This is a genomic window from Nonomuraea sp. MG754425 (assembly GCF_021699195.1).
GTDB lineage: Bacteria > Actinomycetota > Actinomycetes > Streptosporangiales > Streptosporangiaceae > Nonomuraea.
Window position 1 is genome coordinate 1 of record NZ_SSXE01000087.1, and the last position, 20,781, is coordinate 20,781.

General features: G+C 72.3%; 19 protein-coding genes. 13 read left to right on the top strand and 6 right to left on the bottom strand.

Annotated elements, in window-relative coordinates:
- Positions 1-2,217, bottom strand: a 2,217-nt coding sequence (locus FAF44_RS27695) for an MMPL family transporter (protein WP_237106206.1), incomplete at its 3' end; no start/stop codon positions are given.
- Positions 2,210-3,913 (bottom strand): fatty acyl-AMP ligase, encoded by a 1,704-nt coding sequence (locus FAF44_RS27700; protein ID WP_237106207.1) that lies wholly within the window; start codon positions 3,911-3,913, stop codon positions 2,210-2,212. The genes FAF44_RS27695 and FAF44_RS27700, both read right to left, overlap by 8 nt.
- A gap of 185 nt (positions 3,914-4,098) precedes the next feature.
- Here FAF44_RS27700 and FAF44_RS27705 point away from each other — a divergent pair, with 185 nt between their 5' ends.
- Positions 4,099-5,355, top strand: coding sequence for an MFS transporter (locus FAF44_RS27705; protein WP_237106208.1), 1,257 nt, complete (start codon positions 4,099-4,101; stop codon positions 5,353-5,355).
- Here the strand turns inward: FAF44_RS27705 and FAF44_RS27710 are convergent.
- From FAF44_RS27710 to FAF44_RS27720, 3 genes are all read right to left on the bottom strand, one after another.
- Positions 5,337-5,795, bottom strand: a complete 459-nt coding sequence (locus FAF44_RS27710; protein WP_237106209.1) for a hypothetical protein — start codon at positions 5,793-5,795, stop codon at positions 5,337-5,339. The genes FAF44_RS27705 and FAF44_RS27710 overlap by 19 nt on opposite strands.
- Before the next feature lie 93 nt (positions 5,796-5,888).
- On the bottom strand, positions 5,889-7,004 hold the full coding sequence (locus FAF44_RS27715) for an FAD-binding oxidoreductase (protein ID WP_237106210.1): 1,116 nt from the start codon (positions 7,002-7,004) through the stop codon (positions 5,889-5,891).
- Positions 7,005-7,062: 58 nt separating this feature from the next.
- The gene (locus FAF44_RS27720; RefSeq protein ID WP_237106211.1) at positions 7,063-7,620 is read right to left on the bottom strand and encodes a hypothetical protein; all 558 of its coding nucleotides are present in this window, start codon (positions 7,618-7,620) and stop codon (positions 7,063-7,065) included.
- A 141-nt stretch (positions 7,621-7,761) separates the two neighbouring features.
- On the opposite strand from FAF44_RS27720, the gene FAF44_RS27725 reads away from it, so the two are divergent.
- From FAF44_RS27725 to FAF44_RS27755, 7 genes are all read left to right on the top strand, one after another.
- A complete protein-coding gene (locus FAF44_RS27725) occupies positions 7,762-8,391 on the top strand; it encodes an IclR family transcriptional regulator (protein ID WP_237106212.1) in 630 nt (209 codons plus the stop codon).
- Positions 8,392-8,470: 79 nt separating this feature from the next.
- Positions 8,471-9,640 carry a homogentisate 1,2-dioxygenase gene (locus tag FAF44_RS27730; RefSeq protein WP_237106213.1) on the top strand — a complete coding sequence of 390 codons (1,170 nt, stop codon included), beginning with the start codon at positions 8,471-8,473 and terminating at the stop codon, positions 9,638-9,640.
- Positions 9,622-10,404, top strand: a complete 783-nt coding sequence (locus FAF44_RS27735; RefSeq protein WP_237106214.1) for a hypothetical protein — start codon at positions 9,622-9,624, stop codon at positions 10,402-10,404. Before FAF44_RS27730 ends, FAF44_RS27735 begins: the two co-directional genes overlap by 19 nt.
- Positions 10,401-11,504: a fumarylacetoacetase gene (gene fahA, locus FAF44_RS27740; RefSeq protein WP_237106215.1), complete on the top strand. Its 1,104-nt coding sequence runs from the start codon at positions 10,401-10,403 to the stop codon at positions 11,502-11,504. The genes FAF44_RS27735 and fahA overlap by 4 nt, the downstream gene beginning before the upstream one ends.
- Before the next feature lie 145 nt (positions 11,505-11,649).
- Positions 11,650-12,759, top strand: coding sequence for an Ig-like domain-containing protein (locus FAF44_RS27745; protein WP_237106216.1), 1,110 nt, complete (start codon positions 11,650-11,652; stop codon positions 12,757-12,759).
- Positions 12,760-12,832: 73 nt separating this feature from the next.
- Positions 12,833-13,264 carry an NfeD family protein gene (locus FAF44_RS27750; protein ID WP_237106218.1) on the top strand — a complete coding sequence of 144 codons (432 nt, stop codon included), beginning with the start codon at positions 12,833-12,835 and terminating at the stop codon, positions 13,262-13,264.
- 3 nt (positions 13,265-13,267) lie between these two features.
- Entirely contained in the window at positions 13,268-14,353 is a 1,086-nt protein-coding gene (locus tag FAF44_RS27755; protein ID WP_237106219.1) for an SPFH domain-containing protein, read from the top strand.
- A 54-nt stretch (positions 14,354-14,407) separates the two neighbouring features.
- Here the strand turns inward: FAF44_RS27755 and FAF44_RS27760 are convergent, their stop codons facing one another.
- The gene (locus FAF44_RS27760; RefSeq protein ID WP_237106221.1) at positions 14,408-15,586 is read right to left on the bottom strand and encodes a Gfo/Idh/MocA family protein; all 1,179 of its coding nucleotides are present in this window, start codon (positions 15,584-15,586) and stop codon (positions 14,408-14,410) included.
- Positions 15,587-15,779: 193 nt separating this feature from the next.
- On the opposite strand from FAF44_RS27760, the gene tdh reads away from it, so the two are divergent.
- Genes tdh through FAF44_RS27785 form a run of 5 tightly spaced genes read left to right on the top strand, consistent with a single transcriptional unit; the run spans position 15,780 to position 20,765 of the window.
- Positions 15,780-16,808: an L-threonine 3-dehydrogenase gene (tdh, locus tag FAF44_RS27765; protein WP_237106271.1), complete on the top strand. Its 1,029-nt coding sequence runs from the start codon at positions 15,780-15,782 to the stop codon at positions 16,806-16,808.
- Positions 16,809-17,978 (top strand): glycine C-acetyltransferase, encoded by a 1,170-nt coding sequence (locus FAF44_RS27770; RefSeq protein WP_237106223.1) that lies wholly within the window; start codon positions 16,809-16,811, stop codon positions 17,976-17,978.
- A 58-nt stretch (positions 17,979-18,036) separates the two neighbouring features.
- Positions 18,037-18,939: a LysR family transcriptional regulator gene (locus FAF44_RS27775; RefSeq protein WP_237106224.1), complete on the top strand. Its 903-nt coding sequence runs from the start codon at positions 18,037-18,039 to the stop codon at positions 18,937-18,939.
- A 19-nt stretch (positions 18,940-18,958) separates the two neighbouring features.
- On the top strand, positions 18,959-20,128 hold the full coding sequence (locus tag FAF44_RS27780; RefSeq protein WP_237106225.1) for an MFS transporter: 1,170 nt from the start codon (positions 18,959-18,961) through the stop codon (positions 20,126-20,128).
- A gap of 25 nt (positions 20,129-20,153) precedes the next feature.
- Positions 20,154-20,765, top strand: a complete 612-nt coding sequence (locus FAF44_RS27785) for a hypothetical protein (protein ID WP_237106226.1) — start codon at positions 20,154-20,156, stop codon at positions 20,763-20,765.
- Positions 20,766-20,781: the final 16 nt, after the last annotated feature.

The window sequence follows — 20,781 nt, forward strand, 5'->3', positions numbered from 1 at the left end:
GGCGACGGCCGGGCGGGGCTCGGGGGCCGGTGACGGCGTGGGCTCGCGGAGTTCGATGCGCCGGTGCAGCCGCCGCCACGAGCGCGGCAACCACCAGTTGGCCCTGCCCATCAACCGCATGGACGCGGGAACCAGCAACGCCCGCACGAGCGTGGCGTCCACCACGATCGCCACGAACATCCCGACCCCGAGCAGCTTCACGATCGTGATCCCGGCCGTGGAGAAGGCCCCGATCACGACGAGCAGCAGCAGGGCCGCGCTGGTGATCACCCCGCCCGTCTGCTGCAGCCCGGCGGCCACGGCGGCGGTGTTGTCCCCGGTGCGCAGCCACTCGGCCCGCACCCGCGACAGCAGGAACAACTCGTAGTCCATGGACAGCCCGAACACCACGGCCAGGATCAGCACGGTGACGGTCGCCTCGATGGACCCGGTGGAGGTGAAGCGCAGCGCGGAGGCCAGGTGCCCGTCCTGGAAGGCCCACACGATCACCCCGAACGAGGCCCCGATCGACAACACGTTCATCAGCAGCGCCTTGATCGGCAGCAGCAGCGACCCGAACGCCGCGAACAGCAGCACCCCCGTGACGGAGCAGACCACGAGCGCCATCCACGGCAGCGTGGCGACCAGGCTGTCCTGCAGGTCCAGTTGCGCCGCCGTGGGGCCGCCGACCACGACCCGCCGCACGTTCGGCTCGGGTGAGAGGGCGCGGATCGCCCGTACGAGCGCTCTGGCCTCCTCGGACATCGGGTCGGCCGAGTAGCGCACGGCCAGCCGCACCGCGCCGTCGTCCGGCGACAGCCCGGCCACCTCGACCTCCGTGACGGCGGGCAGCCGTTCCAGCCGCCGCACCAGCGGCCGGACGTCCGAGGGGCCCACGGGGGTGACGGCGCTGATCGGCGCGTGCCCCTGCCCGAGCGGCCCCGGCTGGACGGGCGAGCCGGTGAAGGAACGTTCGACCAGGACGTGCACGTCGATCGCGGCCATGGCGTTCCTGGCGAAGTCCCGGTCGAGGGTCTCGGCGACGCGGCGGCTCTCGGAGGCGGCCGGCAGCACCCGGTGATCCACGTTCCCGAACTTGACGTGCGCGAACGGCACGGCCAGCGCGACCAGCACCACGGTGACCGCCACCAGGTACAGCACGGGCCGCCGCATCACGCTGGACGCCACGGCGTGCCACAGCCCGCCCGCGCGGCGCGGCCCGAAGTCGGGCGTGATCCGCAGCGCGTTCACCCGCGGGCCCAGCACCCCCAGCACGGCGGGCAGCACGATCAGCGCGGCGGCCACCGCGACCAGCACCACGGCGGCGGCACCGAGCCCGATCGAGCGCAGGAACATCTGCGGGAACAGCAGCAGCCCCAGCAGCGCCGTGGCCACGGTCAGCCCGGAGAAGGCCACGGTGCGCCCGGCCGTGGCCATGGTCCGCACGACGGCCTGCTCACTGGTGGCCCCGCGGGCGATCTCCTCCCTGAACGCCTTGAGCACGAACAGCGAGTAGTCGATGGCCAGGCCGAGCCCGAGCATGGTGACGACGTTCAGCGAGAAGACGGACACCTCGGTGACGGAGGTGAGCAGCCGCAGCAGCACCAGCGCGCCGAGCACCGCGAGCAGCCCCACGACCAGCGGCAGCGCGGCCGCCACGAGGCTGCCGAAGACCACGACGAGCAGCACCAGCAGGACCGGAAGGGAGATGGACTCGGCGCGGGCGAGGTCGGCGGCGGTCTGGTCGTTCAGCTCGGCCAGCAGCGGCACGGAGCCGCCGACCGACACGTGGAGGTTCTCGACGTTCCTGAGCCGGTCGGCGACGGCCCGGTACGCGCTCTGCTCGTCGCCCTTGAGCGTGACGACGGCGTACGTCGCGTGCCCGTCCTCGGAGCGCATCTTCTTCGACCCGGTCGTCCAGTACGTGGCCATCGCGCGCACGTACTGCCCCGGCAGCGCCCGCAGCGAGTCGTGCACGGCCTCCCGGAACCGGCGGTCGCCCACCTTGACCGCCGGATGCCGGTAGAGGACGACGACGTCGGGGGCGTGACCGCCGTACCACTCGTCGTTCCAGCGGGCGGCGGTGGTGGAGTCGGCGCGCGGGTCCTCGAAGCCGCCGTCGGCCATCCGGCCGAACAGGTCCAGACCGAGCGGCGCGACGAGGACGGCCACCGCCAGGGTCAGCGCGAGCAGCGTCCACCGTCCCCGGTAGACCAGACGGCCCGCCGACTCAAACAAGCAGCCCCTCCAGGTACGCCCGCAGGCACGCCCGCCGGGCGATCTTCCCGCTCGACGTCCTGGGCACGGCCCCGGCGGCGGTCAGCACGAAGTCGTGCACCGCCAGCCCGTGCTGCCCGCGGACGGCGGCCCGTACCGCGCGCCCGACCTCGCCGGCGTCGGCGGCCTGCCCCTGACGGGAGCGTTCGGCGACCACGACGAGCCGCTCGGTCTCCTCCCCGGGCACGGAGAAGGCGGCCACCCGGTCGCGGCGCACCGCCGGGTGGGCCTCCTGCACGGTGGCCTCGATGTCCTGGGGGTAGTGGTTGCGGCCGTCCACGATGACGAGGTCCTTGATCCGGCCCGTGACGTACAGCCGCCCGTCGTGCAGCACGCCCAGGTCGCCGGTGCGCAGCCAGGGGCCGCCCGCACCGTCCAGCACCGCGCCGTCCAGCACCGCGCCGTCCAGCACCGCGCCGAACGTCTCCGCGGTGCGGGCGGGGTCGCGCCAGTAGGCGCGGGCCACGTTCGGTCCCTGGACCCAGATCTCGCCCACCGTGCCGTCCGGCAGGGCCCGCCCGGAGCGGCCGGTGACGCGGACCCGCTGGCCGTGGGGGCGTCCGGCGGACACGAGAATGCTTCCGGCCGCCGTGCCGGCGGGCACCGCGTGGCCGTCGCGCAGCGCGTCGCGGTCGAAGGTGGTCACCACCGGCCGCTCGTCCCGCCCGGTCGCGGTCACGAAGACGGTGGCCTCGGCCAGCCCGTACGCGGGCGTGTGCGCCTCGGGCCGCAGCCCGCACCCGGCGAACGCCGCGTCGAACGCCTCGATCGCGCCGGGCCGCACGGGCTCGGCCCCGTTCAGCATGACGCTCACCCCGGACAGGTCGAGCCCGGCCTTCTCCTCGGGGGTGACGCGGGCGGCGGTGTACTCGTAGGCGAAGTTGGGCCCGGCGGTGAACACGTCGCTGAACTCCGACAGCAGCCGCAACCACCGCACCGGCCGCATGACGAACGCCACCGGATCCATGAACACCGCGTGGTTGCCGCCCATCATCGGCATCGCGACGGTGGCGACGAGCCCCATGTCGTGGAAGAGCGGCAGCCACAGCGCCGCCACGGACGTCCTGGGCCGGGCCTCGAACGCCTCCCAGAGTTGGGTGGCGTTGGCGGTCAGGTTGCCGTGGGTGATCTCGACCCCGGCGGGCTCGCGGGTGGAGCCGGAGGTGTACTGCAGGTAGGCCAGGTCGCCGGAAGCGGCCGGCTCGGGCTCCCACTCGTCGGCGAGCAGGGCGGAGACGGTGTCCACGGCGAGCACGTGCTTGGGCGCCTGCACGGTGGCCAGGAAGTCGGTGACGCCGGTCAGCGCGGGGGTCGTGGTCAGCACGATGAGGGGGTCGGCGTCGGCGTACGCGCTGGCCAGCCGGTCGCCGTGCCCCGGCAGCCCGGGGGCGAACAGCGGCACCGCGACGAGCCGCGCGTACATGGCGCCCAGCATCGCCACCACGTAGTCGAGCCCCTGCGGGACGAGCACCGCCACGCGGTCGCCCGGACCGCCCAACTCGCGCAGCCGCACGGCCAGCGCCCTGGCCCTGAGGTCGGCGTGTCCCCAGGTGAGCGTGTGCCGCCCGCCGCCGAGGTGGTCGACGAACGTGTACGCGGGAGCCTGCGGGATCTCCCGGGCCCACCGGGCCACCTGGGCGATCAACATGTCGCGCATGCCGGGTCCCCTCGCCGGAAGCAGGGACCTAGCAAATTACGGGAGAAACCCTCGCGATTCTTGCCAACGACCAGCACATTCCGCGATCGGTCTTGTTGCCACGGTGACAATAAAAATTGCACGACAAGGCCGGTTCCTTACGGAAGAATGGTGGAGTTTGGCAATTTCCGGGGGGTCTTGTAGCGATGCACGGTTATCTCGGCGATCTCGGCCTGCTCAAGGACCGTCGCTTCGCGCTCCTGCTGTCGGTGCGCACGATCTCCGTGCTGGGCAGCGCGTTCGCCCCCGTGGCGCTGGCGTTCGGCATCCTCGGACTGCCCGGCGCAGACGCCGGCACCCTGTCGGCGGTGCTGACCGCCCAGTCCCTGCCCATGATCCTGTTCATGCTGGTCGGCGGCGTGATCGCGGACCGGCTGCCGCGTCAGCGGGTGATGATGGTCGGCGAGTTGCTCATGGCCGGCGGATACACCGCGCTGGGCGTGATGCTGCTCATCGGCTGGACCCCGCTGCCCGCGCTGATCGCCGCGGCGGCGCTGGCCGGGGTGGCGACGGCCGTCACGTTCCCCGCGCTGACCGGCATCATCCCCGAGGTCGTCCCCCTGGACCGGTTGCAGACCGGCAACGCCCTGCTCGGCCTGGGCGCGAACGCCTCCCGGGTGGCCGGCGCGGTGCTCGGCGGCGGCATGGTGGTGCTGTTCGGCGGGGGCTGGGCGCTGGTGATGAGCGGCGCGATGTTCGCCGTGTCGGGCGTGCTGATCGCGCTGCTACGGCTGGAGCCGGGCGACCGCGCCCGGGGCAGGGCCCACTCCATGCTGGCCGATCTGCGTGACGGCTGGTGGGAGTTCAGGTCGCGGCAGTGGATCTGGGTGGTGGTCGCCCAGTTCGCGCTGCTGGTCATGGCGCTCCAGGCCGGGCACGGCGTGCTCGGCCCGCTGCTGGCCAAGGAGAGCCTGGGCGGCCCGCTGGCCTGGTCGGGCTTCCTGGCGGGCGAGGCCGTCGGGACGATCACCGGAGTGCTGGTGTCGCTGCGGCTGCGCCCCCGCCGCCCGATCCTGGTGGCGGTGCTGCTCTGCCTGGCCGCCGCGCTGCCGTACCTGCTGCTGGGGCTGGCCGCGCCGCTCTGGGCGATCGTGGTGGGGGCGTTCGTGGCCGGCGTGGCGTTCGACGTGTTCGGCGTGCTCTGGCAGACCACGATGCAGCGCGAGGTGCCGCCCGAGTCGCTGTCGCGGGTCAGCTCGTACGACATGCTCGGGTCGATGATGTTCGGCCCGATCGGGCTGCTGCTGGCCGTGCCCGCGGCGCAATGGTTCGGCACCGAGAACGCGCTGCTCGGCTGCGCGGCCATCGTGGTGATCTCCACACTGGCCGCGCTGCTCTCCCCGGGCGTGCGCAACATGCGCGCGCCCGAGTCGCGGGCCGTGGCTCACGCCGACCTGAAGTAGGCGTTGGCGCGCGGCTGGAACATCAGCGCCAGCGCCCCGAGCACGGCCAGCACGTGCAGGGTCCGCCCGGCCGCGAAGACCCAGGTCAGCGCGTCGGCCTCGGCCGCCGCCACGGCGATCGAGCCGCCTGCGAGCAGCCACTCGACCGGCCCGGCGACCAGGGAGGCCGTGCCGAGGACGCCGAGCGTCCCGGCCAGCGTCCAGCGGGCCCAGTTCGCCCCCTCCTTCAGCCGCAGCGCGAGGAACATGGCCCCGGCGAACACGGCCAGCCGGAACCCGGCCTGCCCGGCCACGCCGATCACCGGCGTGCCCTCGTACAGCAGCCGGCCGATCATCAGCACGGTCTCGAACGCGCCGAGCGCGACGGCCGACAGCCAGAGCATGGCGGCGGTGTGGACGACGGGCGGCGGAGCGTGCTCCGTCGCGGTGCTGGTGCGCATGGCGGCCTCCGGAGTGGGTGTGTCCCTGAAGTGTCCGCCGCGCACCAGGTCAGGAGCATGCCCGCGGTCCCCCGAGTCGCGGTGAGGCGGGCCCTACCCGGTCCGGCCGCTCGTCCTCAGCCCGCGGGCGGGGGTGCGCTCGTGCGCGCCGAAGCGGGGCTCCAGCCCGTGCTCGCCCTCCAGCACACCCGCCAGGTGAGCGGCCAGCGCCGGACCGTGCTTGAAGCCGTGGCCCGAGTCGCCGCCCAGCACGTACACGCCGGGCGTGACCTCGGTCATCAGCCATTCGGCGTCGGGGGTGATCGCGTACTGGCAGACCTGGCTGAACAGCACCGGTGCCGCGCCCAGGGCGGGGAACCTGCGCCGCAGGTAGTCCCTGGCGTGCTCGACGCTGCCGGCGTCCACCTGACGGGAGCCGTGCTCGGGCTCGTACGGCGGCCCCTCCGCGTCGGAGGTCGCCTTCATGCCGACCCCGTCCACGTCGCCGTGCCCGTAGGCCGAGGCGCCGTGGTCCACCCAGGCGGGGGTCTCGGGGACCGACCACGCGGGCGGCACGGCGAAGTGCAGGGTGTCCTGCTTGGTCACGGTGATCGGCAGGCCGTCGAAGAGCTGGGGCAGCCACGCGCCGCAGGCCCACACCACGCGGTCGGCGCGGTGGACCTCGCCCTCGATCCGCACCGCCGCCTGCCCGGCCACGGGCAGCGCCCGCGCCCGGACCAGCCGGGCTCCCGCGTACGCGGCCAGGCCCGCGGTCACCTGGGTGGCCCGCCTGGCCCTGAGCACGCCCGCGTGCGGTTCCCAGAGCAGGAAGCTGAGGTCGTCGCCGCGGAAGTCGGGGAAGAACCGGCCGCCGTCGCCCGGGTCCAGCACCTCACACTCGATGTCAAGATTTTTCAGGACCTGAGCGCTGGCGTGCTCCCATCCGTCCGGCGTCCTGGCAAACCACACCATCCCGGACTCCAGGTAAAGCTCCTCGCCGGCCCGCTCCCCCAGCCGCCGCCAGCCGTCCCTGGCCTGCCAGGCGAGGCGGGCGTACCAGTCGTCGGCCCCGTGCGCGCAGCGCAGCAGTCGCGTCTCGCCCGCGCTGGCCTGCCGTACGTGACCCGGTTTGTGCTGCTCGACCAGGGTCACCCGCCAGCCGGTCTCGGCCAGCCGCAGCGCCAGTGACGACCCCCAGATACCAGCTCCGACCACAATGACCGATTTCATGAGAACACCGTGACCGCAAACCCCGCGCCGCCGCAAGAGCGAGCCGGCCGGGACGGGTTCAGACGATGATGAGCCGCACGACCACGCCCGCGCAGTTGCCCGCCACGCAGACGCGCACGGGCACCTCGGAGATGCCCGGCGTGGTGGGCACCCCGCCCACGTGCCCGTCGGGGCCGATGCTCACGCCCGCGGGCACCTTGTCGTGGTCGGTCACGGTGAAGGTGGGCACCACCCCCGGCGGGCCGCCGTTGATGCCGATCTCGCCGTCCAGCGGCGTGCCGACCCTGCCGGGGAAGGTCAGCTCGCGCGGCTCCCACGGCACGTTGGCCAGCACCACGAGCGTGACGCCCTGCTCGTGGCAGGACGCCCCGGAGCAGGTCCGCACCGAGGCGAGGTAGGTGCCGGGACGCTGCGGCTTGCCGTACAGCCGGCCGCTCCCGTCGACCTTGACGCCGACGGCGAGGTAGCCGGGACGGAAGGTGACGCCCTTGACCGTGGGCAGCAGCGACTGGCTCACCTCGATGCCCACCGTGAGGTAGAAGGTGTCCTCCACCAGGCTCCGGCCGGCGGGGGTCTCGCGGGCCACCTCGACCATGGGGGTGGTGATCGACGGCATGGCAGGCGAAAGAGCACACATCGCCAGCCCGGCAAGCAGGAGAACCCACCTTTGCCGCATCATTACCCCCCGGCTCTTCTAGGGCCTTACGTACCCCTCCATTGCCTGTTCACCGCGAGGCGTCGCTACATAATCGGTCGCATGGCCGCTGAATCAGCCCAGACCCTGGAGCGCGGGCTCCGCCTGCTCAGACTGCTCGCCGACGGCAAGGGCGGGCGCACGCCGACCGAGCTGAGCGCGGAGCTGGCGCTGAGCCGTCCCGTGGTGTACCGGCTGCTGACGACGCTGCTCGGCGCGGGCTTCGTGCGCCGGGACGCCGACGGGCGGGTGCACCTCGGCTTCGGGGTGCTGGCGCTGGCCCGCGCCGTGCAGCCGCTGTTGCGCGCGGCGGCGGTGCCGACGCTGCGGCGGCTGGCCGAGGAGGTGGGCGCCACCGCGCACCTGACCGTGGCCGAGGGCGACGACGGGCTGGCCGTGGCGGTGGTGGAGCCGTCGTGGACGAACATGCACGTGGCCTACCGCGAGGGCGCCCGCCATCCGCTGGCCAAGGGGGCGGCCGGGCAGGCGATCCTGGCGCTGCGGGAGGGCCGGCACGACTACTTCGTGACGGAGGGGCAGTTGCAGGAGGGGGCGCGGGGCGTCGCCGCGCCGGTGACAGGGCTGCCGTGGCTGGAGGCGTCGGTGGGGGTGGTGACGTTCGGGACGCTGGAGGAGTCCACGGGACCGCGCGTGGTGGCCGCCGCGACCGAGCTGGCCGCCGCTCTGGGTTGACATCACCCGAGCGATGGCGGACGGTAGTTGCATATAGGGGACACATCTGTCCGATAGTCGGACAGGCATGGAGGGCCGGATGCCGTACTACCGGGTCGTGGGAGAGGTGCCGCGCAAACGGCACACGCAGTTCAGGCGGCCGGACGGCGGCCTGTACGCGGAGGAGCTGATGGGCGAGGAGGGCTTCTCGTCCGACTCCTCACTGCTCTACCACCGTCACCTGCCCACCGCGATCGTCAAGGCGGAGGCGGTCACGCCGTCCGTGGAGACCCGGCTGACCCCCAACCTGCCGCTCTCCCCGCGCCACTTCCGCACCCAGGAGCTGTCCAGCGCGGGCGACCTGGTCACCGGCCGCATGACGCTGGCGGGCAACGGCGACGTCCGGTTGTCGTACGCGACCAGCGACCGCCCCAGCGAGCTCTACCGCAACTCCATGGGCGACGAGTGCGTCTACGTCCAGCGCGGACGGGTGCGCTTCGAGTCCACGTACGGCGTGATCGAGGCCGCCGAGGGCGACTACGTCGTGATCCCGACCGGCACCATCCACCGCTGGGTGCCCGACGGCCCGGTGAACGTGCTGGCCATCGAGGCGGCCGGGCACATCAGACCGCCCAAGCGCTACCTGTCGCAGCACGGGCAGTTCCTGGAGCACGCCCCCTACTGCGAGCGCGACCTGCGCGCCCCGGCCGGGCCGCTCCTCGTGGAGGGCGCGGAGGTGCCCGTCCTCGTGCGCACGCGCGGCGGCCTGACCAGGCTCGTCTACCGCGACCACCCGTTCGACGTGGTGGGCTGGGACGGCTGCCTCTACCCGTTCGCGTTCAACATCGCCGACTTCGAGCCGATCGTGAAGAGGACGCACGCGCCGCCGCCGGTGCACCAGACGTTCGAGGGGCCGGGGTTCGTGGTGTGCTCGTTCTGCCCGCGCCCGCTCGACTACCACCCGGAGGCCGTGCCGATCCCGTACAACCACCACAACGTGGACTCCGACGAGTTCATGTTCTACGTGGGCGGTGACTACGGGGCGCGCGCCGGGTCCGGCATCGACGTCGGGTCCATCTCGCTGCACCCGGCCGGGTTCACGCACGGGCCGCAGCCGGGCGCGGTGGAGGCGGTGATCGACGCGGTCTCGCGCGGCGTGACGACGACCAGCGAGCTGGCCGTCATGGTGGACACGTTCCGCCCGCTCGACCTCGGCCAGGGCGCGCTGTCCTGCGAGGACTCCGGATACGCATGGACCTGGGCCCGATGAACCTGTACACCGCACTCGTGGACGACGCGGGCCTGTTCCCGCCGACGTCGCTGCACATGGACGAGGCGCTCGCCCGTTACCGGCGCGACCTGGAGCGCGGCAGCACGATCCTCACGCACCGCTTCCTGTGCCCGACCAGCCGCCTCGGCCGGCTGCGCGCCATGGACTACCAGCCGCTCCGGATCGGGCTGATCACCGACACGAGCACGCTGCCCGCCTTCGCCGACCTGCCCGTGGACTACGTCGAGACCCGGCTGCCGGACGACACGTCCGTCGAGGAACTGGCCCGCGAGCTGGGACTGCCCGGCGGCGTGCGGCTGTTCGCCGAGGTGCCGGCGCGCAAGATCGCCATGGACGTGCCCGACGGCGTCGCGCTGAAGGTCCGCTGCGGCGGCGCGACGGCCGACCTGTTCCCGCCGGCCGAGCATCTCGGGCAGTTCATCAGGTCGTGCGCGGAGAACGGCATCCCGTTCAAGGCCACGGCCGGGCTGCACCACGCCGTCCGCCACTTCGACCCCACGATCGGCGTGGACCGGCACGGCTTCCTGAACCTGCTGCTGGCCGTCTGCGAGGCCGTGGAGGGCCGCGACCCGGTGCCCGTGCTGCGCACGACGGACGTCGGCCATCTGGTCCGGCTGGCCGGCGCCGTGCAGGCGGACACGGCCGGCCGCGCCCGGCGGCTGATGGTGAGCTACGGATCGTGCAGCACCAGCACCCCGCTCGACGACCTGCGCGCGCTCGGACTGATCGAGGAGGATTCGTGACCTGGGGTGTGGACAACCTGCCGTACGGAGTGTTCTCCTGCCCCGGGCAGCCGCCCAGGGTCGGCGTCCGGTACGAGGACCGGGTCCTCGACCTGGCCGCCGCCCTGCACGACGAGGTCTTCGCCGCGCCCTCGCTCAACCCGTTCATGGCCAGGGGCCGCGCGGCCTGGCACGACACCAGGACCCTCATCCAGAACAAGCTCACCGGCGACCTGGCGGTCACCGAGCGGCACCTGATCCCGCTGAAGCAGGTACGGCTGCACCTGCCGTTCGAGGTGGCCGACTACGTCGACTTCTACTGCTCGATCGACCACGCGAGCAACATCGGCCAGATCTTCCGCCCGGGGTCCGAGCCGCTGCAGCCCAACTGGCGGCACCTGCCCGTCGGCTACCACGGCAGGTCGGGCACCGTCGTGGTGTCGGGCACGCCGGTCCGGCGGCCTCAGGGGCAGCTCGGGGCGGGGGTGTTCGGGCCGTGCCGGAAGCTCGACATCGAGGCGGAGCTGGGCTTCGTGGTGGGCGTGCCGACCGCGATGGGCTCGTCCGCCGGGGCCTTCGAGGAGCACGTGTTCGGGGTGACGCTGGTCAACGACTGGAGCGCCCGTGACATCCAGTCGTGGGAGTACGTCCCGCTGGGGCCGTTCCTGGCCAAGTCGTTCGCCACGTCGGTCTCCCCGTGGGTCACGCCGCTGGAGGCGCTGCCCAGGATCCCCGGCCGCGCGCAGGACCCCGAACCGGCCGCGTACCTGCGCAGGCAGGCCGACTGGGGGCTGGACATCGGCCTGGAGGTGCTGCTCAACGGGGAGGTCGTGTCCCGGCCGCCGTACTCGGCCATGTACTGGACGCCCGACCAGATGCTCGCGCACCTGACGGTGAACGGCGCCTCGCTGCGGACCGGCGACCTGTTCGCCAGCGGCACGATCTCCGGGCCCGAGCGCGGCGAGCGCGGCTCACTCATCGAGCTGACCTGGAACGGCACCGACCCGATCAAGCTGTCGGACGGCGAGACCCGCGCGTTCCTCCAGGACGGCGACACGGTGACGATCCGGGCCACCGCCGCCGGGCTGACATTGGGGGAGGTTTCCGGAACTGTCGGATAAGTGACTCGACGTGCTTGCACAGTGACTCACCGCTACCCTTGGGAACACCCTTCCCTCGGAAAGCAGGAGTCACATGCGGCGTGCTGTGATGTTTTGTGTCGCTTTTCTCCTGGTTTGCAATGTGGTGGGGGGCTGCGGTTCGGAGGTGGCCAGGCCGCCGCAGGCCCCGCCCGTCGTGCAGGTCACCCCGGCGTTCGACACCAAGCACGCCCGCACCGAGCACGGCCTGGAGGTCAAGGCGCTCGGCGGCGCGCTCACCCAGGTGCTGGTCTACGTGGACGGCGAGCCGGTGCCCGGCCGGCTCGACGACTCGCGCACCACGTGGCACACCGACTGGACGCTCAAACCCGCGGCCGAGTACACCGTGACGGCCACCGCCACCCGCGAGGGCGCGCCCGCCACGGTCGCCATGGGCCGGCTGCGCACCCGCGCCGCCGCCAGGACCTTCCAGGTGGCCGCCACCGCGCCGCTGCCGGGCGAGACGGTCGGCGCCGGCATGCCGATCCTCGTCGACTTCGACACCCCGATCGAGAACAAGGCGGCCGTCGAGCGGGCGCTCGAGGTCACCGCGCACACGCCGGTCGAGGGCGCCTGGCGGTGGATCACCGACACCCGCGTCGTCTACCGCACCCGGCGGTTCTGGACGCCCAGGCAGGAGGTCACGGTCACCGCGCACCTGGCGGGCGTCCGCGGCGGCGCGGGCCTCTACGGCGCCGCCGACTCCACCTTCTCCTTCACCGTCGGGCGCAGGCAGACCAGCGCCATCGACACCCGGACCCACCGGATGGTCGTCGAGCGCGACGGACACGTGGTACGGCGCATGGCCATCAGCGCCGGCATGGCCACCACCACCGAATACACCACGACCAGCGGCGTCCATCTCACCATGGACAAGGGAAACCCGGTCCGGATGATCTCGCCGGGCCGCGAGGAGGGCGATCCCGGCTTCTACGACCTGCTGATCGACCACGCCGTGCGCATCTCCAACAGCGGCGAGTACGTGCACGCCAAGGACAACGTATGGGCCCAGGGCCGCTCCAACGTCAGCCACGGCTGCGTCAACGCCCGGCCCGACCAGGCGGCCTGGTTCTACGCCTCCTCGCTGCGCGGCGACCCGGTCACGATCACCGGCACCGACCGCGTGCTCGAATGGGACAACGGATGGGGGTTCTGGCAACTCCCGTGGCTGAAGTGGCGTCAGGGCAGCGCGCTGCCCGAAACCGACGCCGCCGGCGACGGGGTGCCACAGCGCTGAGATCGGGACTACGGTAGAGGTGGGGGGAACCATTCGCGGACATAGGCCCGTTGTCTTTACAGGAGGGCCGGACATGGATGAATGGGTCATCTGGGTAATCCTCGCCGTGATCCTCGGCGTGGCCGAGATCTTCACGCTCACGGCCTCACTCGGCCTGCTCGGCGTCGCCGCCATCCTGACGGCCGCGACCGCGGCTCTCGGACTGCCCGTCCCCCTGCAGTTGATCTTCTTCGCCCTCGCCTCGACAGCGGGCCTGGTCGTGCTCAGGCCGATCGCGATGCGCCACATCAAACAGCCCGAACTGGAAAGGTTCGGCGTGGAGGCACTCGTCGGCAAGACCGCGTACGTCGTGTCCGAGGTGACGGGGCGCGAGGGCCGCGTACGCATCGGGGGAGAGGAATGGTCGGCGCGCGCCTACGACGAAACCCTGGTCATCCCCACGGGTGCGTCCGTCGACATCATTGAGATCGAAGGGGCGACAGCCCTCGTATATCCCCGGGAGTAAGTCATGGATCCGCTGTTGCTGGTCGGACTGTTCGTCATACTCTTCGCGGCGATCACCCTGCTGAAAGCGGTGCGTATCGTCCCGCAGGCCCGCGCCCGCAACATCGAGCGCCTCGGCCGCTATCACCGCACGCTCAAACCCGGTCTCAACTTCGTCATCCCGTACGTCGACCGCGTCTATCCCATGATCGACCTCCGCGAGCAGGTCGTCTCCTTCCGCCCGCAGCCCGTCATCACCGAGGACAACCTGGTCGTCGAGATCGACACCGTGCTCTACTTCCAGGTCACCGACCCGCGGGCGGCGGCGTACGAGATCGCCAACTACATCACCGGCGTCGAGCAGCTCACGGTCACCACGCTGCGCAACGTCGTCGGCTCCATGGACCTGGAGAAGACCCTCACCTCCCGCGACACCATCAACAGCCAGCTCCGCGGCGTCCTCGACGAGGCCACCGGCAAGTGGGGGCTGCGCGTCAACCGCGTCGAGATCAAGGCCATCGACCCGCCGAAGACCATAAAGGACGCGATGGAGAAGCAGATGCGGGCCGAACGCGACAAGCGCGCCGCGATCCTCACCGCCGAGGGCCAGCGCCAGTCGCAGATCCTCACGGCTGAGGGCGACAAGCAGAGCAGCATCCTGCGCGCGGAAGGCCAGCGCACCGCCGCGATCCTGGAGGCCGAAGGCCAGTCGCGCGCCATCGACCAGGTCTTCCAGGCGGTCCACCGCAACGACCCCGACCCGAAGCTGCTGGCCTACCAGTACCTCCAGGTGCTCCCGCAGCTCGCGCAGGGCGACGGCAACACCTTCTGGGTCATCCCCAGCGAGGTCACCTCGGCCCTGCAGGGCGTCTCGAAGGCGTTCACCGAGGCCCTGCCGCGCTCGGCGGCCACCCAGGACGAGGTGCCGGAGACGTCGGCGGCCGACGAGGAGGTCGCCAGGGCTTCGAAGGCGGCGGCCGAAGCCGTGGCCGACGCCCAGGAGGCGGAGAGCCCGAGGGGGCCGCGGCAGCTCACGCAGGCGACCGAGGAGCCGTCGCCGTTCCCCGGCTTCGACAAGGAACCCCAGGAACGGCCGGGCACCGAGCGCTGAGCCCGCCGGCCGGGCGCGTCCCCGTGCTCAGGGCGGGGGCCCGGCCCGGCCGCTTCAGGACCGGGTCTGCCCCCGGTCGAAGTAGGCGGCGAGGTCGGCGTCCAGTTCCGGCACGTCGTACGGCGTGCCGCCGTCGCACAGCGACATCGTCGCCATGTAGCCGGCCGCCACACTCATGCGGGCGGCCACCGGCGAGGTGTCCGTCCGCCCGCCGTCCCTGACGAACCGGACGAACTCGCTCATGATCTCCGCGTCGGCTCCCCCGTGCGAGCCCTGCGCGGCGGGCACCCGGTAGGCGATGTCGCAGTCCGCCCGGTACCCCGTCGGCCCGGTGTTCCAGACCTTGACCGTGTCCCCCGGGCCGTCGCCGAAGTTCTCCAGCCGTCCTTCGGTCCCGATGACCGTGTAGTTGCGCACGTAGTCGGGCGAGAAGTGGCACTGCTGGTAGGCGGCGATGACGCCGTTGTCCAGGCGCATGTTCATCACCGACACGTCCTCGACGTCCACGACGTGGTGCAGGCCGGTACGGGCCGCGGGCGGCCACTCGTACTCCTGGAGCCAGCCCTCCGGCCGGGGCGTGCCCGGCTCGCGGCGGGGCAGGTCGCCGTAGAGCATGAGGTCGCCCAGGGCGTTCACCCTGGTCGTGTAGCCCCCGGCGAGCCAGTGGATCACGTCGAGGTCGTGGGCCGCCTTCTGCAGCAGCAGCCCGGTGGTGCGGGTGCGGTCGGCGTGCCAGTCCTTGAAGTAGTAGTCGCCGCCGTAGGAGACGAAGTGGCGCACCCAGACGGTCTTGGGCTCGCCGATGACGCCCTTGCGGATGATGTCGCGCATCAGCCGGACGACGCCCATGTGCCGCATGTTGTGGCCCACGTACAGGCGGGTCCCGGTGCGGCGGGCGGCGCGCAGGATGTTGTCGCAGCCCTCCACCGTGATCGCCATCGGCTTCTCCAGGTAGACGGCCTTGCCCGCCTCCAGGCAGTCGATCGCGAGCCGCTCGTGCGTGTCGTCGGGGGTGTTGACCACGAGCGCGTCGAGGTCGGGACGGTCGAGCAGGTCGCGGTGGTCCCCGGTCAGGAACTCCGCCTCGAACATGCCCGCCTGCCTCTTGAGCACCGCCGGGTCGGAGTCGCACAGCGCGGCCACCACCGCGCCCCTGCCCGGCCGGTGGGCGGCCAGGGCGAGGCTCGTCCGCAGTCCGAGGCCGATGACTCCGATGCGCAGGTCTGGGTTCATGCTTGCCAATTTATGCATACAACCAGCCGAACCGTGCAGGTCTGCGCATCCCTCCGGTGACAGATCTCCTGGTCCCGCCAGGCGCGTACGTCGCGTGAAGCGCAACTGTGGGGGCACTTAAGAACTCCTCGATGGACACCTCCCGTGCCGGGCGGGCACAGTGCACTAGGTTCGTTAAGGGGGAATGGGAGCCATGAAAGCGCTGGTCAAAGAGCGGGCGGAGGCTGGCCTGTGGCTGGTGGACGTGCCCGAGCCCGAGCCGGGTCCCGGCGAGGTGAAGATCCGGGTCCTGCGGACCGGCATCTGCGGCACCGACCTGCATATCCGGAAATTTGATGACTGGGCGCGGCAGACGCTGAAGCTCCCGCTCATCGTCGGGCACGAGTTCTCCGGCCACGTGGTCGAGGTGGCCCCGGGCGTCGAGGACATCGCCGTCGGCGACCTCGTCAGCGGCGAGGGGCACATCGTCTGCGGCAAGTGCCGCAACTGCATGGCCGGCCGCAGGCACCTGTGCGCCAACACGATCGGCCTCGGCGTCAACCGCGACGGGGCCTTCGCCGAGTACGTCACGCTGCCCGCCTCGAACGTCTGGGTGCACCGTGTCCCCGTGGACCCCGACGTGGCGGCCATCTTCGACCCGTTCGGCAACGCCGTGCACACCGCGCTGTCCTTCCCCCTGGTCGGCGAGGACGTGCTGATCACCGGCGCGGGCCCGATCGGCCTGATGGCGGCGGCCGTGGCCACGCACGTCGGCGCGCGCAACGTGATGATCACCGACGTCAGCGACGAGCGGCTCGACCTGGCCGGCAAGCTCGGCGTCTCCCTCGCCCTGAACGTCTCCCGCTCCTCGATCGCCGACGGCATGCGCCGCCTGCACCTGCGCGAGGGGTTCGACGTCGGGCTGGAGATGTCCGGCAACCCCGCGGCCGTGCGCGACATGATCGCCAGCATGACGCACGGCGGCAAGATCGCGATGCTGGGGCTGCCGTCCGGGGAGTTCGCCGTCGACTGGGCCACCGTCGTCACGTCCATGATCACCATCAAGGGTGTGTACGGCCGGGAGATGTACGAGACCTGGTACAACATGTCCGTCCTGCTGGAGAAGGGCCTCGACCTGTCCCCCGTGATCACCGACCGGTTCTCGTACCGAGACTTCGACGCCGCCTTCGACACGGCCGCCAGTGGCCGCACCGGCAAGGTCATCCTGGATTGGAGCCTGTGAATGTTCACGAACGTGCGCCAGCAACTGCGTACGACGCTCGACGAGATCACCGAGGCGGGGCTGCTCAAGCCCGAGCGGGTGATCTCCACCCCGCAGAGCTCGCAGGTGAGCGTGGCCGGCCGTGAGGTGCTGAACTTCTGCGCCAACAACTACCTGGGCCTGGCCGACGAGCCCACCGTGATCGAGGCGGCCAAGCGGGCGCTGGACCGGTGGGGGTTCGGCATGGCCTCCGTGCGCTTCATCTGCGGCACCCAGGAGGTGCACAAGGAGCTGGAGGGCCGCCTGTCCGACTTCCTGGGCATGGAGGACACCGTCCTGTACAGCTCCTGTTTCGACGCGAACGGCGGCGTGTTCGAGACCCTGCTCGACGCCCAGGACGCGGTGATCTCCGACGCGCTCAACCACGCCAGCATCATCGACGGCATCCGCCTGTCCAAGGCCCAGCGCCTGCGCTACGCCAACCGCGACATGTCCGAGCTGGAGGCGCGGCTGAAGGAGGCGTCTGAGGCGCGGCGGCGGCTGATCGTCACCGACGGCGTGTTCTCCATGGACGGATATCTCGCCCCGTTGCGGGAGATCTGCGACCTCGCCGACCGCTACGACGCCATGGTCATGGTGGACGACTCCCACGCCGTCGGCTTCGTCGGCCCGACCGGGCGCGGCACGCCGGAACTGCACGGCGTGACCGACCGGATCGACATCATCACCGGCACGCTCGGCAAGGCGCTGGGCGGGGCCAGCGGCGGCTACGTCTCCGCCCGCAAGGAGATCTGCGAGCTGCTGCGGCAGCGCTCGCGCCCGTACCTGTTCTCCAACTCCCTCGCCCCCGTCATCGCCTCGGCGTCGCTGCGCATCCTCGACCTGCTGGAGACCTCGAACGAGGCCCGCGAGCGGCTGCGCGCCAACACCGCCCGCTTCCGCGGCGCGATGACCGAGGCCGGGTTCGACATCCTGCCGGGCGACCACCCGATCGTGCCCGTCATGATCGGTGACGCCGGCGAGGCCGCCGCCCTGGCCGAGCGCCTGCTCGACCTGGGCATCTACGTGATCGGCTTCTCCTACCCGGTGGTGCCGCACGGCAAGGCCAGGATCCGGGTGCAGCTCTCGGCGGCCCACTCGGAGCAGGACGTGGACCGCGCCGTCCGGGCGTTCGTCCAGGCGCGCGGCTGAGCCCGCGCGCCGGGGGCGAGGTGCGTGGGGCGGGCGCGCGGCTGAGTATCCTCGCTGCGTGATAGACACGCGGCGGCTGCGTACGCTGCGGGCGGTGGCCGACCACGGCACGGTCACCGCCGCCGCGGCCGCCCTGCACCTGACGCCCTCGGCGGTGTCCCAGCAACTCGTGGCGCTGGAGCACGAGGTGGGCCACCGCCTGCTCACGCGCGACGGGCGCGGCGTGCACCTCACCGCCGTGGGCCGGATCATGCTGAGCCACGCCAACGAGGTCCTCGCCCAGCTCGAACGCGCCGAGGCCGAGGTGGCGGCGTACACGGCGGGCGAGGCCGGCGAGGTCACCGTGGCCTGCTTCGCCACGGCGATCAGCGCGGTGCTCTCCCCCGCCATCGCCGCCCTGCGCGAGAGCTCCCCCGGCGTGCGCGTCCGCGTGCAGGACGCCGAGGGGGACCACAGCCTGGCCCTGCTCCTCGACGGGCGGGCGGACCTGGCCGTCACCGTGGAGTACCGTGGCGCGCCCGACGCCGCCGACCCCCGGCTGTCCCGCCGCCCCCTGTACGCCGAGCCGTTCGACCTGGTGCTGCCCGGCGGCCACCCGCTCGCCGATTCGGCCACGCTGGTGTCGCTGGCCGACGAGACCTGGATCGGCCCCTATCCGGGCAACCCGGTGCACGACGTGATCGCGTTCGCCTGCCGGCAGGCGGGGTTCACGCCGGACCTCGTGCACTGCTCCGACGACTTCCGCGCCGTGGTCGCCCTGGTCGGAGCGGGGGCCGGGGTGGCGCTGGTGCCCCGGCTGGCGCTGCGTGACATGGCGTTGCCCGGGGTGGTGGTGCGGCAGACGCCGGGCCCGGAGCGCCGCGTCTTCGCCGCCGTACGCCGGGGCTCGGACGCCCATCCCCTCCTGCGTCCGCTGCTGACGGCCCTCCGCCAGGTAGCCGAATCCCTCGGAACCGGGTGAAACCGATCATCATGGAGTGATGTCGTACCGCGAGCTGCTCCTCCTGCCCGGCGTGACGGCGCAGGCCGTGTTCGGCTTCCTGGCCCAGCTCACGCAGCAGGTGGCCCCCATCGGGATCGTGCTCGTCGTCCAGGGATCGAGCGGCTCGCTGGCCCTGGCGGGGGTGACGGCGGCGGCGTTCTCCGTCGGGGCGGGCATGGGACGGCCCGTGCAGGGGCGGCTCATGGACCGGCACGGGACCGGGCCGGTGCTCGCCGCCACGGCGTTCCTGCACGTGGCGGCGCTGCTGGCGCTGGTCGGCTGCGCCAGGCCGGGCTGGCCGCAGTGGCCGATGGCGGCGCTGGCCTGGGCGGCGGGCATCGGCTTGCCGCCGGTGTCGGTCAGCATGCGCCTCGAATGGGGCCACCGGGTGGCCGATGGACGGCGCACCGCCGCCTACAGCCTCGTGTACCTGGTGCAGGAGCTGGCCATGCTCGCGGGGCCGCTGGCGTTCGGGCTGCTGATCGCGGTGGCCTCGTCCTCGCTGGCGCTCGGCCTGGTCGCCGTCGCGGCCGGGGCCGGGACGCTCGCCTTCGCCAGGGCACTGCGCGCGGGCGCGCGGGCGACCACGCGGGAGCGGGGGCGGGTGTTCGGCGATCGCCGGATGGCGGTGCTGCTGAGCGTGGTGCTGCTGCACGGCTGCGTCTTCGGGGCGCTGCAGGTCGGGGTGCCCGCGCTGGCCTCCGCCCGTGGCGTGCCCGCCGCCACGGGGCTGCTGGTGGCGGCGCTGTCGGTGGGCGGGATCACCGGGGCCGCCGCCTACGGGGCCCGCTCCTGGGGCTCCCGCGTCCCGGTGCGGCTGGCGCTGCTGATGCTGCTGCTCGGGACGGCGCTGACGCCGCTGGCCCTGGTCGGGCCGCTGCCGCTGTTCGGGGCGGTGCTGTTCACCGTGGGCCTGGCGCTCAACCCGGCGCTGACGACGTCGTCCTTACTCGTGGACGAGTACGCGCCGGCCGCCCAGGCCGAGGCGTTCGGCTGGGTCTCCACGGCGCTCGGGATGGGCGGCGCGGCGGGGTCGGCGGTGGCCGGGCTGGCCGGTGAGCGGTTCGGCCAAGGGGCCCCCTTCCTGGCCGCCGCCACGTTCGCCCTGGTGGGGGCCGGGCTGGCGACGATCCTGACCCGGAGGCGCGGAAATCCGGGTGCGTCGTGAGCGCGTCCGGTGTTGAGTGAGCCAGATGATCGACGAACCTCTCGAACGGCTCCGCGCCGCCGCCCGGCGCACCCGCGAACTGGCCCTGCGACGGGCGCGCACCGGCCTGGGCGTCCAGGACGCCGACGACGACGTCGGCACGATCGGCACCGACGGAGCGCTGGGGTTCGACCCGTTCCCGCTGCTCGAAGCGCTGCACCGCCACGGCGTCCGGGCCGTGGTGATCGGGCAGGTGGCCGGCATCATGCACGGCTCCACCGAACTGACCGCCGACCTGGACCTGCTCTGGGACGGCACCCCCGCGACCGCTCCCGCCCTGGCGGACGCCTTCGCCTCCGCCGGCGCCCGGCTCCTCGACGACGACGGCAACCCGTTGGCGACCCGCCCCGACGCCTTCCGCCGGCCCAAGGTGGAGTTCACCTCGCCCGGAGCCGGCGGCGACTGCTGCACCCCGGCGCTCCCCTGGGGCGACCTGCGGGTCCGGGAGTTCCTCGACCGCGCGCTCACCACGACCGGCCCGGACGGCCTGGAGGTGCACTACGTCTCCCGCGCGGACCTGATCCGGATGCGCCGCGCCGTGGGACGTCCCAAGGACCTGCGGCGGGCCGACGAACTGGACGCCCTCGCCCGGAACTGATCACGCCCGGCCAGGT